General features: G+C 66.7%; 12 protein-coding genes. 4 read left to right on the forward strand and 8 right to left on the reverse strand.

What is annotated here, in order from left to right:
• Window positions 1-13 precede the first annotated feature (13 nt).
• The 3 genes from PGN16_RS14130 to PGN16_RS14140 form a co-directional block, all read right to left on the reverse strand.
• Window positions 14-2,131, reverse strand: coding sequence for a GumC family protein (locus tag PGN16_RS14130; protein ID WP_335310011.1), 2,118 nt, complete (start codon window positions 2,129-2,131; stop codon window positions 14-16).
• Between the two features lie 32 nt (window positions 2,132-2,163).
• On the reverse strand, window positions 2,164-3,444 hold the full coding sequence (locus PGN16_RS14135; protein ID WP_335310012.1) for an outer membrane beta-barrel protein: 1,281 nt from the start codon (window positions 3,442-3,444) through the stop codon (window positions 2,164-2,166).
• Window positions 3,445-3,506: 62 nt separating this feature from the next.
• The gene (locus PGN16_RS14140; RefSeq protein WP_335310013.1) at window positions 3,507-4,088 is read right to left on the reverse strand and encodes a polysaccharide biosynthesis/export family protein; all 582 of its coding nucleotides are present in this window, start codon (window positions 4,086-4,088) and stop codon (window positions 3,507-3,509) included.
• Window positions 4,089-4,308: 220 nt separating this feature from the next.
• On the opposite strand from PGN16_RS14140, the gene PGN16_RS14145 reads away from it, so the two are divergent.
• Window positions 4,309-5,454, forward strand: a complete 1,146-nt coding sequence (locus PGN16_RS14145; RefSeq protein WP_335310014.1) for a glycosyltransferase — start codon at window positions 4,309-4,311, stop codon at window positions 5,452-5,454.
• 90 nt (window positions 5,455-5,544) lie between these two features.
• Window positions 5,545-6,537, forward strand: coding sequence for an NAD-dependent epimerase/dehydratase family protein (locus tag PGN16_RS14150; RefSeq protein ID WP_335310015.1), 993 nt, complete (start codon window positions 5,545-5,547; stop codon window positions 6,535-6,537).
• Between the two features lie 45 nt (window positions 6,538-6,582).
• Here PGN16_RS14150 and PGN16_RS14155 read toward each other — a convergent pair whose 3' ends face one another.
• The 4 genes from PGN16_RS14155 to PGN16_RS14170 form a co-directional block, all read right to left on the reverse strand.
• Window positions 6,583-7,974: an oligosaccharide flippase family protein gene (locus tag PGN16_RS14155; RefSeq protein ID WP_335310016.1), complete on the reverse strand. Its 1,392-nt coding sequence runs from the start codon at window positions 7,972-7,974 to the stop codon at window positions 6,583-6,585.
• 98 nt (window positions 7,975-8,072) lie between these two features.
• On the reverse strand, window positions 8,073-9,311 hold the full coding sequence (locus PGN16_RS14160; RefSeq protein ID WP_335310017.1) for a DUF1996 domain-containing protein: 1,239 nt from the start codon (window positions 9,309-9,311) through the stop codon (window positions 8,073-8,075).
• Window positions 9,312-9,382: 71 nt separating this feature from the next.
• Window positions 9,383-10,747, reverse strand: a complete 1,365-nt coding sequence (locus PGN16_RS14165) for a DUF1501 domain-containing protein (RefSeq protein ID WP_335310018.1) — start codon at window positions 10,745-10,747, stop codon at window positions 9,383-9,385.
• A 12-nt stretch (window positions 10,748-10,759) separates the two neighbouring features.
• Window positions 10,760-12,586 (reverse strand): DUF1800 domain-containing protein, encoded by a 1,827-nt coding sequence (locus PGN16_RS14170; RefSeq protein ID WP_335310019.1) that lies wholly within the window; start codon window positions 12,584-12,586, stop codon window positions 10,760-10,762.
• Between PGN16_RS14170 and PGN16_RS14175 the strand changes: the two genes are divergently transcribed.
• Both PGN16_RS14175 and PGN16_RS14180 read left to right on the forward strand, forming a co-directional pair.
• Window positions 12,546-13,121, forward strand: coding sequence for a hypothetical protein (locus PGN16_RS14175; protein WP_335310020.1), 576 nt, complete (start codon window positions 12,546-12,548; stop codon window positions 13,119-13,121). The genes PGN16_RS14170 and PGN16_RS14175 overlap by 41 nt on opposite strands.
• Window positions 13,122-13,287: 166 nt before the next feature.
• Window positions 13,288-13,926 (forward strand): hypothetical protein, encoded by a 639-nt coding sequence (locus tag PGN16_RS14180; RefSeq protein ID WP_335310021.1) that lies wholly within the window; start codon window positions 13,288-13,290, stop codon window positions 13,924-13,926.
• Window positions 13,927-13,962: 36 nt separating this feature from the next.
• Here the strand turns inward: PGN16_RS14180 and PGN16_RS14185 are convergent, their stop codons facing one another.
• A complete protein-coding gene (locus tag PGN16_RS14185; RefSeq protein WP_335310022.1) occupies window positions 13,963-14,655 on the reverse strand; it encodes a sugar transferase in 693 nt (230 codons plus the stop codon).
• Window positions 14,656-14,901 lie beyond the last annotated feature (246 nt).

The following is a 14,901-nucleotide window of genomic DNA, read 5'->3' on the forward strand; positions in this document are numbered from 1 at the left end:
GGTCGAGACCGGATCACGACTGGGCGTAATAGTCCTTCATGTAATCGGCGTAGTAGGACGGATCGCCGAAGCCCGACTGCGCCTGCACCTTCAGGTTGACCATCGTCAGCGCGACGCCGGTGACGCCCGAGCCGACCGAGCTGATCTGATGCAGCGCGGCGCGCGCGGCGCGTGCCGGGGTCGAGCGCCAGCGGACCAGCATGGCCAGCGCATCGAAGTGATGCGCGAGCACGCGGGTGTCGGCGACCGCGAGCACCGGCGCGGTATCGACCACGACATGTTCGTAGCGACGGCGCAGTTCGGCGAGCAGCGCGGTGAATTCCGGCGTCTCGAAGATGTGCGGCGAGGTGCCGGCGGTCGGGGCGAGCGGCAGGACGTCGAGCCCGGTCTGCTCCTCGCGCAGGATCACCTCGTCGAGCGTCGCGGTGCCGGCGAGCACCTCGCCGAGCCCGACGCGCGCCTGCGCGGCGAGCGCCACCGACACCGAGCGGCGACGCAGATCGGTGTCGAGCAGCAGCGTGCGCGATCCCCCGGTGGCCAGCACGCGCGCGACCGAGGTCGAGGTCGTGGTCTTGCCTTCCTTGGGCAGCGCCGAGGTGATGCCCAGGATCTTGCCGCCCTGCACCGACGACGCGGCGAAGCTGAGGCTGGTCGCCAGGTTGCGATACGCCTCGGTATAGGCCGACAGCGGATGGAGCAGCGTCGCTTCGGCCGGATCGCTGGTGCGCGGCTTCTCGATCGAGCTGGCCGGGGTCGGCACGCTGTTGAAGTAGTCGACCCCGAGCATCGTCTCGATATCGTCGACCGTGTCGAGCCCCTGCACCCAGCGCTCACGGACATAGGCGATCGCCAGACCGATCGCGAGGCCGAGCACCGCACCCATGAACAGCAACACCGGAACGTTCGGCGAGCTGGGGCTCAGCGGCATCGTCGCCGGGGCGGCGATGCGGCTGTCCGGGCGCACGATCGACTGCTGCGCGTTCTGCTGCGTGCTGGTGTTGAGAAGCTGCTGATACGCGTCACGCGCGTTCTGCGCGGTACGCTGCAGATCGGCGAGTTCCACCGACGAGCGCACGTTGTTGGTCAGGCGCGCCTGCGCGGCGGCGAGGCTGGCCTCGAGCGAGGCAGCGGTCGAGCCGGCCGCCTGCGAGGCATTGCCCGCCGAGCGCGACAGGTCGCGCATTTCGCCGCTCAACTGCACGTCGATCGCGTCGAGTTCCTTGCGCGCGTCCGCGAGCGCCGGATAACGCTCACCATAACGCGACTGGAGCGAGGCGACGCGCGCGGCGACCTGCGCGCGCTGCTGGCGAAGGGCCGCCATCGTCGCAGTGCTGTAGGGGCTGTTGGTGCCACCGCCGACGATCGTCGAGCCGCTGGCCGCGCTGCGCGCGCGCGCGGCGGCCTCCTCGGCACGCGCCGAGGCGAGCGCACCACGGATCGAGGCGATCTCTTGTTCGGCGGTGACTGAATCGGGCAGGCCGAGCAGGTTGTTGCGGACGCGGAAGGCGGCGACGGCGGCGTCGGCCTGCTCCACCTTGCGGCGCAGTTCGTCGAGCTGGCCGTTGAGGCGTGAATCGACGTCCTTGAACTCGGTAGCCTTGCTCTCGAGATCCTCGGCCATGAACGCCTGCGCGAAGGCGTTGGCGACCTGCATCGCCTTCAACGGATTCTTGTCGGTATAGCCGACCTCGAACAGCGAGGTCGTGCCGACGCGCGCCGCGTTCAGGTTCGTCAGCAGCGCACCGGCGATCGCCTGCTTGCCGGTGGCGGCATCGGTCGCGAAATCCTTGGCGGCGGCGCGCAGTTCGGGATCGCGATCCAGCTTCAACTGGTCGACGACGCGCATCGCGACGGGCAGCGACTTCATCGTCTGCACCTCGGCGTCGATCTTCGCGTCGCGCGCCAGATCCGACAATTGCGGCTGCGGCGCACCGGCGACCGGGCTCTGCGGCGTATATTCGAGCTGGGCCGAGGCGGTGTAGCGGCGCGGTAGCACCTTGCTGATCCCCCAGGCCACCACCACCATCACGACCACACAGGCCAGAATGATCGGCAGGTGCCGCTTCAGGCGCGAGAAGAGGCCGGCCAGATCCTGGCTATCCTCGGGTCGCACGTTCGTCGCTTCCGCCATCGCTTACCCTTTTGTTCTGCCCGCGCCGCGGCTCAGCGCCGCAACGTCAGGCTCAACCCTGCGCGTACTTCGTTGAAGCGTTGCCCAATCTGCGCGCCGCTGCTGTCGCGATTGGAATAGTCGATCGACGGCGTCAGCACCATCGACCGGTTGAGCGTGTACAATGCACTCGCCCCGACATGGAACAGCGTGTCGTTGCGATCGATGCGCGAGAAATCGTCCTTTTCCATGTCGGCGCGGCCGATCAGGATCAGGTTGCGCAACAATTCGTGATCGACCTCCGCGGTCAGCCGCGTCGCGACATAGCCGGGCGAGCCGACGATGATCGCGTCGCGGACGTCGCGGCGCGCGGTCAGGCTGATCGTGGTCAGCTCGGTGATCAGATAATCGACCTGCGCATCGAGCGCGAGCCCGCTGAGATTTCCGACGCCCGTCGTGTCATAGTGGCGCGTCAGATAGCCGACGCCCAGCCGCGTGCGGATCAGCGGCGTCAGATCGAACGCCGCGCCCCCGATCACGCGCAGCTCGTCGCCGCTGCGGTCGAAGTCGAAGTTGACGACCTTATAGTCGTGGAGCGTGTAGATGCCCTGCACGAACAGCGACGTGACCGGCGAGATGTTATACTCGGCGCGCGCGGTCAGCCGGGTGGCGGTACGATCCAGATAATCCTGATCGATCAGCGTGCCATCCAGCGCGCGCGTGTCGCTATAATCCAGTCGCGTGACGTTGACGTCACCGATGAGCTGCAGCCGGTTGAACGCCGCGGTGCCGCGCAGCGACGCGACCTGCCGGTCGAGCGGCACGGAAGCGGCGGCGAAGCGCGGGAAATCGCCCGACAATTGGGTGATGTAGATGCGGTCGGCATTCACCGCGGCGCGCACGTTCGATTCGCCGAAGATGTCGAGCCGGCTTTCGACACCGATGTCGTAGCCGTTCTCGTTCTTGATCGAATAATCGAGATAGCGGCGGAAGGTGCCGCGGGCATGGGCCGACAATTGGTGCCGCGACCAGTCACTGCGCGCGTCGATCCGCGGCGCGACCGTCGCAAAGGCGTCCGAATCGGTGTCGGTGGTGGCGCCGAAGACGTTGTTGGTCGCGTTGGCGGCCAGTTCGATCTGCGGGAAGACCAGGAAGGCACCGGCGTGAACGCCCAGCGCATCGATCTCGGGGTGCGGGCGCTGGAGCACCGTCACCCGATCGGTCTGCGGCAGGTCGAAGGGGATTCCGGTGTCGAGCACCGAGCGCGTTGTCTGCGCCTGCGCGGCGGATGCGCCCGCGGCGAGCAACGACGCCGCCGCCAGCAACCGCGACACGACGGTTCGATGCCGAAGCGACGGTCGGGCAGGAACGGAGCAAACGCGGATCATCGCCGAGATCAGAAGAAGCGCTCGGCGAAGCGGATCGTGTCACCCGGGCGCACCGCCATTTCCGGCGTCGCCTCGACCTTGGTCTCGCCACCACCCGTTTCGGGGCGGATGAAGACGTAGTTCTTCTGCGCGCGATAGGTGTAGCCCCCCGCCAGCGCGACCGCACCTTCCAGCGTCATGCCGGTCTGGTACGGATATTGGCCGGGCTTGTTGACCTCACCCAGGATGTAGAAGGGGCGGTACGACACGATCGAGCCGGTGACGCTGGGATTGCGCAGGAAGCCATCGGCCAGCCGCGTGCGGATCAGTTCGCTGAGCGCGTCGATCGTCATCCCCTGCGCCTTGATCGACCCGGCCAGCGGCACGTCGATCATGCCGTTGGGGTTGATCGCATAGGTGCGCGTCAGATCCGGCTCGCCATAGACCGTCAATGCGATCTGGTCCCCGACACCGAGCTGGTAGGTGGCGTCGACCGGCGTCGCCCGTTCGCGCCCGAGCGCCGAGGCGGGTTGCAGCGGCAGATCGCCGCCGCGTCCGGCGCAGCCTGTCAGCAGCGCCATTGCCGACAGCATCATCGCCAGCCTGATCATATCGATGGTTCCCCTGGGTCTTTGCCGCACGTGCGAAGTGGCGACGTGGTAAGCGATGCCGCCTTAAATGCAAGCCATCTTCCAAGGCGATACCGGGATCACGCGCCTTCTTGCAGGAATATCTTTACCCGCTATGGCTCTTAGAAAGGGCAAGGGGGTGACAAGCGACGGCCGCTGCCCCCTCCGACATGCGTGATAAAGGGGCTGGCGAGACGCGAGCATGATCTGGGTGTACGCCATCGCTGCCGGGCTGTTGCTGTTGCTGGCGGTGCATCCGTTCGTCATCTATCCTTTCACCTTGCGCTTCTTTCGGCGACGTCCGGTGTCTTTCGTGTCTCATGACGGGACAGCGCGACCGTCGCTCGCGATCTGCATGTCCGCCTATAACGAGGCGCGATCGATCCGCCGCCGTCTGGAGCGGTTGATCGAAGCAGCCGACGCCTATGGCAATGCCACGATCCATGTTTACGCCGACGGACCGCAGGACGGGACGATCGAGATCCTGCGCGAGTTCGCCGATCGCGTCGATCTGGTCATCTCCTACGAGCGCAATGGCAAGACGTTCGGGATGAACCAGTTGGTGCAGCGCTCGACGTCCGAGCTGCTGATGTTTACCGACGCCAACGTACTGCACGACGTCGACGTGATCGCACCGCTGGTCGCCCCCTTCGCCGATCCGCGCGTCGGCTGCACCAGCGCACGGCTGGACTATGACAATGCCGACGACAGCCCCGCGGCCGCAACCGGCGCGGCCTATTGGCGGGCCGAGGAAGCGATCAAGGCGATCGAAAGCGAGACGGTGGGGCTGATCGGGGTCGACGGTGCGATGTTCGTGCTGCGCCGCGAGCTGCACCGCGCGCCGCCGCCGCATCTGATTGACGATCTGTATCTGAGCCTTGTCGTGCTGGCGCAGAACAAGCGGTTGATCAGCGTGTCGGACGCGTTGGTCCATGAGCGCAGTGCGACCGAGGCCGAAGAGGAATTGGTGCGCAAGCGGCGGATCGCCTGCCAAGCGATCAACGTCCATCGCGCCTTGTGGCCGCAGCTGCGCCGGCTGCCGTGGCCCGCGCTCTACGGCTATGCCTCGCACCGGATGCTGAAATGGGTGACGCCGTTCCTGCTGGCGGGCGCTGGGTTGTTCGCCTTGCCGGTGGCGGTGGCGGTGTTGGGCGCCGGAGCGGTTCTGTCGCTGGCGTGCAGCGGCGTGATCCTGTTGGCGGTCGGCAACCGGCTGCGGATCGGCATCGCGCAGAAGATCGTCGCGGCGCTGCTCAGCCTGCTGGGCGTGGCGCTGGGCGTGATCGATTCGGTATGGGGTGGAAAGACATACGCCGTATGGCAGCCCGCGGAGTCGGTGCGCGACTGAGACGGGGCGAGTTGCCGTTACGGGTTCGCATCTTTAGGAGGCGGTGCAGCATAATGGCGCCGACCCCGGCGCGAACCGAGGGATGACAGCATGAGCGGCCGCACCGATCCGATCCTGGTCACCGGCACTGCCGGCTTCATCGGCCATGCCGTCGCGCACCGCCTGCTCGACCGCGGCGAGCGCGTGATCGGCGTCGATATCGTCAACGATTATTACGATCCCAAGCTGAAGGAAGCGCGGCTCGCCACCTTCCAGGGGCGCAACACCTTTGCCTTCCACCGCGCCGACATCGCCGATGCCGAGACGATGGCCAAGATCGTGCGCGAGGAAGGCGTGCGCCGCGTCGTCCACCTCGCCGCGCAGGCGGGGGTCCGCTACAGCCTCGAAAATCCGTTCGCCTATGAGCGGTCGAACCTCGCGGGCCATCTGTCGATCATGGAGGCGTGCCGCCACGCCGAGGGGTTCGAGCATCTGGTCTATGCCAGCTCCAGCTCGGTCTATGGCGACAAGCCGATGGGCGGCGAGGGCTTCACCGAGGACGAGGCGGCGGTCGACCCGGTCTCGCTCTACGCCGCGACCAAGCGCGCGTGCGAGCTGATGAGCCAGTCCTATGCGAAGCTGTACGGCTTCCCGCAGACGGGCTTGCGTTTCTTCACCGTCTATGGCCCGTGGGGGCGCCCGGACATGGCCTATTTCTCGTTCACGCAGAAGATCATGCGCGGCGAGGCCATCGAGGTGTACGGTGAAGGCAAGATGGCGCGCGACTTCACCTATATCGACGATATCGTCGATGGGATCGTGGGCGCGCTCGACCATCCGCCCGAAGCGGGCGCGCACCGCGTCCTCAACATCGGTGACAGCCACCCGGTCGGGCTGATGGAGATGATCGAGGCGCTGGAAGACGCGATCGGGCAGAAGGCCGAGAAGGTGATGCGCCCGATGCAGCCCGGCGACGTCACCGCCACCTATGCGGACGTGTCGAAGCTGCACGCGCTGACCGGCTATCAACCCAAGGTGATGCTGCGCGAGGGGTTGCAGCGGTTCGCGGAATGGTATCGCGGCTATTACGGGCCGATCGCCTGACCGACCCTTCCCGTTATCCCGGGATTGTCCGGGATAACGGCTCGCTCAGCGGTACATCGTGATGCGGAACAGCTCGCCGGGCGCACCGGTCAGCCCGATCTCGAACGCGACCCAGCGGATCGCATAGGCGAGCGCGATCAGCGCCATGGTCGCCAGAAGGTCCTGGCGGATGAACGTGACCTTCAACCGCGCCTGCCCGACCGACAGGCAGGCATAACGCATCAGTTCCGCCAGCACCGTCGCCACCGCCGCGGCGGCGATGCCGTAGCGCGTCAGGCCGATCGGCAGCAGCACCGCCAGCCCGAGCAGCTTCGCCGCGCTGCCGAAGGCGCTGTAATGCGGCTTGCGCAGGCCGAGCATCAGATTTTCGTTCAGCGTGCTGAGGATCATCAGCCACGCCGCCACCGACACCCAGGGCAGCAGTTGCGCCGCGTCATGATAGCGCACGTCGTAGATGCGGATGATGAAGTCCGACAAGGCGATGACGCCGGCGATCGCGACCATCGTCGCCGCCTGAAACTGCATCCGGCGGTGCGCCAGCTTGCGTTGCAGCTCGACCCCGCGGACCGTGGCCGCGGCGACGCTGGGGAAGACGATCTCCGCGCCGAGCTTGACGCTGAACTGCGCGAACACGTCCGACAGCGTGCGTGCGATGCCGTAGATGCCGAGCGCGGCGAAGCTGACGTATTTGGCGAGGATCAGCCGGTCGAAGTTGAGCGCGAGGAAGAAGACGATCGAGGAGACGAACACCCATTTGCCGAAGCCCAGGATCTCGCGCACATAGTCCCAGTCGATCAGCAGCCGGTGCTTGATCTCCGGCTTGACGAAATAGGACAGGACGATCCCGGTGAAGGACGCCAGCAGGCTTCCGGTGAGCAGGCCCCAGATGTTGGGCCAGATCCATGCGGCACCGATCAGGAAGATGTTGCCGATGAAGCAGATGGCGACCTCGAACATCGACGTGCGATCGATCGCGAGCTGCTTCACGGCGAGCGGCTGTCCGATCGAGACGAAGCCGGTCATGAGCAGGAAGAGCGACATGAACGGCAGAATCTCGTGGAGCGTCGGGTCGCCGTAGAAATGGCTGATGACGGGTTGCAGCAGCAACGCGATCAGCGCCAGCGCGACGCCGCGAATGACCTGTAGCGTCCAGGCGGTGTTGTAGAAGCGCGGGTCGGTGGCGTTGGGGCTGCTGATGACGTTCTGGCCGATGCCGATATCGGTGAACAATTCCAGCCCGACGCGCAGCGAGGTGAGCAGGATCATGATCCCGAACAGCTCGGGCGCGAGCAACCGCGTCAGCACCAGATTGGCGCCGAACCGCATCCCCTGCACCAGGATATAGCCCAGGGTCGCCCAGCCGAGCCGGGTCAACAGCGCTTCGGGCACGTGGATCCGCGCCATCATCCGGGCACGCAGCGTAGAGGTGTCGGCCATGAACCCGTGGATATCCGTCGATGATGGTGTTGGTCGCGGCCAATCACGCCGCGTCGGGGGCCGTTACCGCAAACGAGCGGCCGGCGGAACGAACATTGCTAGCGCGTCGCCACCGCCTTGCCCGCACTCGTCGCAGCGCCGGGCCGCGGTGGGATCGGCACGAGCCGGCGCGGCGTCTTCCAGACGAACGGCGCAAGCGGCTTCATCATGCGTAGCCCGCCCAGAACGCCGCTGTTGCAGGACTTCAGCGCCTCGAGACAGTCCGCGGTCCACATCGCCATGACCTCGTCGTCCCAGGCGCCGAACCAGTCGGCGTGGAAGGTCGACCCCGCCGGCATCCGCTCCATGCCCGGCATCTCGTCGGAGGACAGATACCAACTGTCGGCGCGCTGCGCGTCGACGCTGTACCAGGAGGCGAGCGTGAACGACGGAACCACATAGGGGTGCGTCGACGGGCAACGCAGATAGCCCCACGATCCATAGCTGGGATCGGCCATATGGTCGCGGTGATTGGGGCTGTCGAGCCGCAGGCCGTCCCAGCACCCCGGCGCGAAGACGATCGCGCCCAGGCGATTGCCGGGCGGGCAGTTCGCCGCCGCCTCGGTGATCGTCTTGTAATGGCCTGACTTGGCGGTGGGGCCGTCGCAGTTGAAGAAGCTGCCGCCGGTCGGCGTCTTGCCGGTCACCATGTCGTAACCGAAGATGAAGCGCAGCCCGCGGGGCAGCGCGATGCAATCCTTGCCCTGGCGGTGGCATTCGGCGCTCTTGCTGGGCAAGCGCTTGTAATAGACCGTGACGTAATCGGGCCGCACGACATGGCCGCGGCCGTCGAGCATCGCCGGCATCCAATAGGCCGAGCGATTGAGGATGTTGACGCACGTGCTGTCGCCCGTGGTCCGCAAGCTGCGGTACGTACTGCTCGCATTCGCCGCGGTGTTGCCGAAGAACTGGTGCAGGTGGCTCTTGCCCGGCTGATTCGGGTAGACGATCGGGTCGTCGTAGCTGATCTGCCCGGGTTCGCACATGAAGCGGAACGCGCCGACCGTGTCGGGCGCCGCCGTGCCGGGCGGCGCGTCGAGCGGCTGGATCAATGTCGCCGGCTTGACCGGCGACGGGATCGACGGCGGTATCTCCACCACGTCGCCGCTCAGCTCGGGACGAACCTGATCGCCATGCTGGCTGCCGATGTTGTGCGAGACCTTACTCGTGCCGGTCGCCGCCTCGCCAGGCCCGCGCAATTCGTACACCGTCTCGTCGGCGCGTAGCTGCGCATGCTGCGCGGGAGTCGCGGAGGCGCATCCGAGCAGCGACAGGGCGAGGAAAAGGCGGCGATACACGATCGGTCTCCAGCGAGTGCCCGTCTTATAGAAGACGCGCGCCACCGCGACAAATGCCGCGGCTCGCACCGTTATCCGTATAGCGCGATCGGGCCGCGTCCGTTGGTCGACCATGTGGCCCAGTTCGGGACGACATAAGGCAAATCGGCATCGCTGACGCCATGCCACTTCAGGATCGCGCCGAGATATTCCTCCTGCGAGGTCGTCGGCAGGAACCGGCCTTCGTTGCTGATATCGTCCGCGCCGCCCAGCGTGGGGTCGGGATAGCGGCCGAACACGCCGCCGGCGGTCACGCCGCCGCCGATCACCAGATGGTTGTTGCCCCAGGCATGATCACAGCCGAGCTGCGCATTGCCGCGATAGGTGCGCCCGAAATCGCTCATCGTGAAAGCGGTGACGTTGTCCTGCAGCCCGAGCGCCTCCATCGCTTTGTAAAAGGCCGCCAGCGCCAGCGCGAGATCGCCGAGCAGGTTGGCGTGCGTCCCCGCGACGACGTTGCCGTAGGTGACCTGCGCATCGTGCGTGTCGTACCCGCCCTGCGAGACGAAGAACGACTGGCGCGTATGCCCGAAGGTCGAACGCGCCTCGATCATCCGCGCGACCCGCTTGAGCTGTTGCGACACGTCAGAGGTCAGCGCGGCGCCGGTGGCGGGGTCGACGAAGAACGCCTCGACGCTGCCGGTGGCGCCCAGCACCGCGCCGGTCGCCGCGGTCATGGCATAAGCGTCGCGCACCGTGTCGGCCGTCGAGGCGGTGAGGTCGTCGAGCCCGGTACCGCCCGCGAAGCTGCCGATGGCCGCGTCGATCGCGCTGCTGCCGGTGCCGTAGCGTGACAGCACACCGCGCGACGGGAGCACCAGGGGTTGTGCCTGCTGTCCGATCAGCGCGACATTGTTGCCCGCGAACGAGATGACCGGCGGCACCCCGCTGCTGCCCATGCGATCGTGGAGGCGGCCCATGAAGCCGTCGCGATTGACCGATTGCGCGCGCAAGCCCTGCCAATGTTCCTGCTCGTCGGAATGGCTCATCAGGTTCGACGGGCGCAGGTCCGGCCGGCTGAGATAGGTCGCCTTGGTCAGCGGCGTGGCGAGCGTGCCGGTGTTGAGCACCAGCGCCATCGCGCCCTTGTCCCAGATCGGCGCGAGGCTGGCCATCGCCTTGTGCAGCCCAAGGCCGCTGCCGGCCAGCGGCACGACGCCGGACGGGGGCAGCGCAACGGTCTGGCGCGAGCTGACATAGGCCGAATAGGCGGCGCTATCGGTGGGGACGAGCATGTTCCAGCCGTCGTTGCCGCCGAACAGGAACACGCCGACCATCGCGCGAAAGCCGCTGCCGGGCGCGCCGTACGCGACGCCGCGGCCGAACATGCCGAGCGCGGCGGCCGCGCCGGCGCTCATCGCCATATGGTGGAAATGGCGGCGGGAAATGTGCGTCATGAAACGTGATCCTCAGCGATCGACGAGGAAGTTGGGGCTGGTGGCGGCGATGTAGAGCAGTGCCTGCGCGCGCTTGCGCGCCTGGACCTGCGCATTGGCGTTGGTGATCGACACCGCAGCGTTGCGCAGCGCCTGCTTCTGCGCATCGGTGGCGGTGTTGTTGAGCATCAGCAGGTTGACCACCGCGACCAGCCGGTCGGGATCGCCCGCCATCGCTTCCCATCCGCCCCACAGCGGCACGGTGTTGGCCGAGCTGCTGGCGTTGGTGAGGTAATTGTTGAAATTCCAGTCGCCGCGATTGGCCTCGCCCTTCAGCGTCCAGTCGTAGACGAGGTTCTGGAGCGAGACGGTGCCGCCCGCCGACAACAATTTCGACGCCGGGCTGACCAGCCCGTTGCTGCGCGGCAACGGATAGTCGGGCGGATAGAAGTTGAAGACCGAGGGGGCCTGGAACACCGGCTGGCCGAGCGCCGCGTCGCGGATCGTCATGCTGATGCCGTCGGTCTGCAATCCGAGCGCGCGGACCAGCCCCATCATCACCAGCACCGGTTCCTTGACCTTGCCGAACCCGCCGCCGCGCGGCTCGTCACCGCGCGCCTCGGGATCGAGCAGGATCGCGCGGACCACCGCCTTCAGGTCGCCGCGCACGCCCTTGCCATTGTCGACGAACACCGTCCCGATCCGGGCGACGTAAGCGGGTGACGGATTCGATTTGACGAGATTCTGGATCAGCAGCCTGGCGAGGCGCGGCGGCGTGCTGGGATGGTTGAACGCGGCATCGAGCGCGATGCGCACGCTGTCGGCCTGCGACGCGCCCGCGGGCACGGTAACCCCCAGGAACGATTTCGCCTGCGTGTCATAGGCCCAGTTGACCGGGCGCACGACCATCGGCTGCGAGAAGTCGTTGCCCGTCCAGTCGGTCCGGCCGCCGCTTCTGGCATAGGTCCAGCCGGTGAGTGCGCGCGACAGGCCCTTGATGTCGTCCGGCCCGTAATTGGGAACGAACGCGCCGTTGCCGGCCAGCACGGGCGTGCCGTCGGCATTCAGTTGCATCGGCCCCATCGTGAAGAGCTGCAGCATCTCGCGCGCGTAATTCTCCGATGGTGCGCTGCGGATGCTGTCGGCCATCGACAGGTACCAGCCCATCGCGCCGTGCATCGTCACCTTGCCGAGCAGATCGCGGTAATTGCCGAACGCGCCGTCGAGCAGCACCTGCTGATAGGAAGCGATGCCCGGGGTGCTGTTCACGCCATTGCCCGAGATGACGAGGATCTGCGACAGCGCGAAAGCGACACGCTGGCGCAGCTGGTCCGGTGCGAGTGCGGCGTCGGCATAGAAGCGCGCGGCGACCGGCACGCGCGTGAAATTGTTCTGCCAGCAGTTCACGATCGTGCGATCGGAGCAATAATCGTTGGGCACCCACTTGATGAGATCGGTGTAGGTGCTGCCGCGGACGCGGAACTGTTCGTCGATCCAGCCGGGGATGCCCAGCTCGGTGATGCGCGACACCAGTTGCGGGGTCGGGCCGAACGATGCCTGGCGTGCCAGGCGCAGGACGTCGACCGGCACCGCGGCGGCGCCGTCGACCGTCGTCACCGGCTGGTTGAACGCGGTGAGCCCGCTCGCCCAGGGCGTGCTGCCGCCGTTGGCGGTGAACAGCGCAAGGAACCGCCAGAAGGCGTCGACGATCGACGACGCAAGCTCGCTGGCGCGCGCGGCGAGATAGGCGAATCCGTCGCTGGGGGCGGATTTCTCCGGCAGCTCGATGGCGGTGGTGGGCGTCGGTGTCGGCGCAGGCGTGACGACCGCCGGGGTGGGGGTCGGCGTCGGCTGCGTCACGGGGGCCGGGGTCGGCGTCGGGGTCGGCTGCATCACCGGCGCAGGGGTTGGCGTCGGGGTCGGCGCGGGAACGACGACCGCCGGGGTCGGCGTCGGCGTCGGCGCTGGGGTCGGCGTCGGCGTGGACGTCGCCACCGGATCGGGGAACGGGCTGACCGGCGCCGTCGGCGACGGCGAGGGAACGGGTGTCGGCGTCGGCGTCGGAGCAGGCGTGGGCGTGACGATCACGATCCCGCCGTCGGTGGAGGTGGGCGTCGGAGACGGCGACGGGGTGGGCGTGACGCCCGGTCCGGCGCTACCCGAACCGACCGCTGGCGTCGGGGTAGGCGTGGGGGCGGTCACGACCACGACCGGGGTCGTGGACGTACCGCCGCCGCCGCTACCGCCACTGCCGCCGCCGCAACTCGCCAGAGCGAGCGTCCCCGTCGCCAGCAAAAGGTGTGTCCGTAACCGCTTCGTCGCCACGCTGATCCGCCCGAATCTGAACTGTCGCCGCCGTCGTGGCGGATGGGCAGCAGCTACGCGGATCGATTGAAGACGAGGTTAATGCTGCGACAGTAATCCCGATCAATGTTCGAACGATTACAATGTTGTCGAAGCGTAACAATGAGCGCACGCCGCGGTGTAACGTAGCTTACTTCTTGTTAAGCCCTGGCGCTTAACATGCCATTCCAGCGCAACGATTAAGGATCAGCGGGATCATGGAAGCGACGAGCGGGCGTTCGACGATCGAAGACGATGTCTCGGCGGCGCTGCGCCGGGCGTTCGGCTTTGCGGGGTTGTTCGCGCTTACCGCTGTCGCCGCGATCGCGTGCACGGCCAGAACCCCGCAACCGGTCGCCGGGATCGCCACCGATCGCCTGATGGCGCAGGAAGCGATGTGGCAGGCCGAGGCGAACGATGCGCAGGCGATCGCCTTTCCGCCTGCGCTACTCGCCCGTCGCAAGGACCCGAAGGTCGCCGCGGTGCTGGCCGACGTGCAGCAGCAACTGACCGCCGATCGCGCGGCTTCGGCGGCGCGTCGCACCCTCGTGATCCGGCAGATCGACGAGGCGCGTGCCCAGCGCGACCTGTACGAGTCGCAGCGCACGGTGCTGTCGATGAAGATGGATCAGGCCTATGCCATGATGCAGCAGCGTGGCGCTGACCGCACGTCCGCGGCGTCCAGCCACGAGCTGACGCTGTTGAAGGCCGAGGCGGCCAAGGCGAATGGCGAGGTGGTGCTGGCGACCCGCAAGCTGAACGCGCTGAGCGAGCGGATGCTGACGCTCGCCAATGCCGATCGGAAGCGCGCCACGGCACATTTGGAGCAGGTCCGCTCTCAGTTGCGCGGTGGATGAACGAACGCCGCGATCGTCAGGCCGCGGCGTGGAGGATCAGTAGGAACCGCGCTGGAACAACACGCTCGGCACGGTGTAGGCGATGATCTTCACGTTCATCGCGCAGGAACGCGCGCGGCTGTAGGTTACGTCATAGGCGACACGGCGACGATAGGAGACGTCGTTGCGGCCGCCGACCTGCCACAGCCCGGTAATGCCCGGACGCACCGCGCAATAATGTTCGAAATAGCGGCCGTAGCGGCTGATCTCGCCGACGACGATCGGTCGCGGGCCAACCAGGCTCATGTCGCCGCGCACGACGTTCCAGAGCTGCGGCAGCTCGTCGAGGCTGGTCTTGCGCAGGAAGCGGCCGATACCGATCACGCGCGGATCGTCACGCAGTTTGTGATCGCGTTCCCATTCGGCACGCGCTTCCGGGCTGGTTTCGAGCAGGTGACGCAGACGCGCATCCGCGTCGACCACCATGCTGCGGAACTTCAGGCACGGGAACGACCGCCCGCCGCGCCCGATGCGCTGGTGCGCGAAGATCACCGGACCCGGATCGAGGATGTAGATCACGGCAGCCACGATCGCCATCAACGGGGCGAGGATGATCAGCGCGGTGACGGCAAGGGTCACGTCGAGCACACGGCTGGCCACATCGTCCAGCCGCTGCCACTTCGCGGAATCACTGGTGCCGTTCGCTACGCCGGTCCGTTCCGGCGCAACCATCACGGTCGCTTCATGCACGGCTTCGCTCCCTGGACGTCACGCTGCATCGCAACAAATAAAGCAATTCGACGGAAATGAAAACCGGAAGAAAGTCACACTTTCTTCGCCTTACCCCGTGATCATGGCGATCCATCGCGGCGGTGGTTAAAATGGCGCTAATCAAAAAGGTTCCTCTCGCGCGACGACCCGTGGCCAGGGTGAGGCGGGCTGAACTAAAAGTGATGTGTGACAGGCTTTCGCTGTCCCGGAATCGGGCGTTCCGCG

This window comes from Sphingomonas phyllosphaerae, assembly GCF_036946485.1.
Taxonomy (GTDB): domain Bacteria; phylum Pseudomonadota; class Alphaproteobacteria; order Sphingomonadales; family Sphingomonadaceae; genus Sphingomonas; species Sphingomonas phyllosphaerae_E.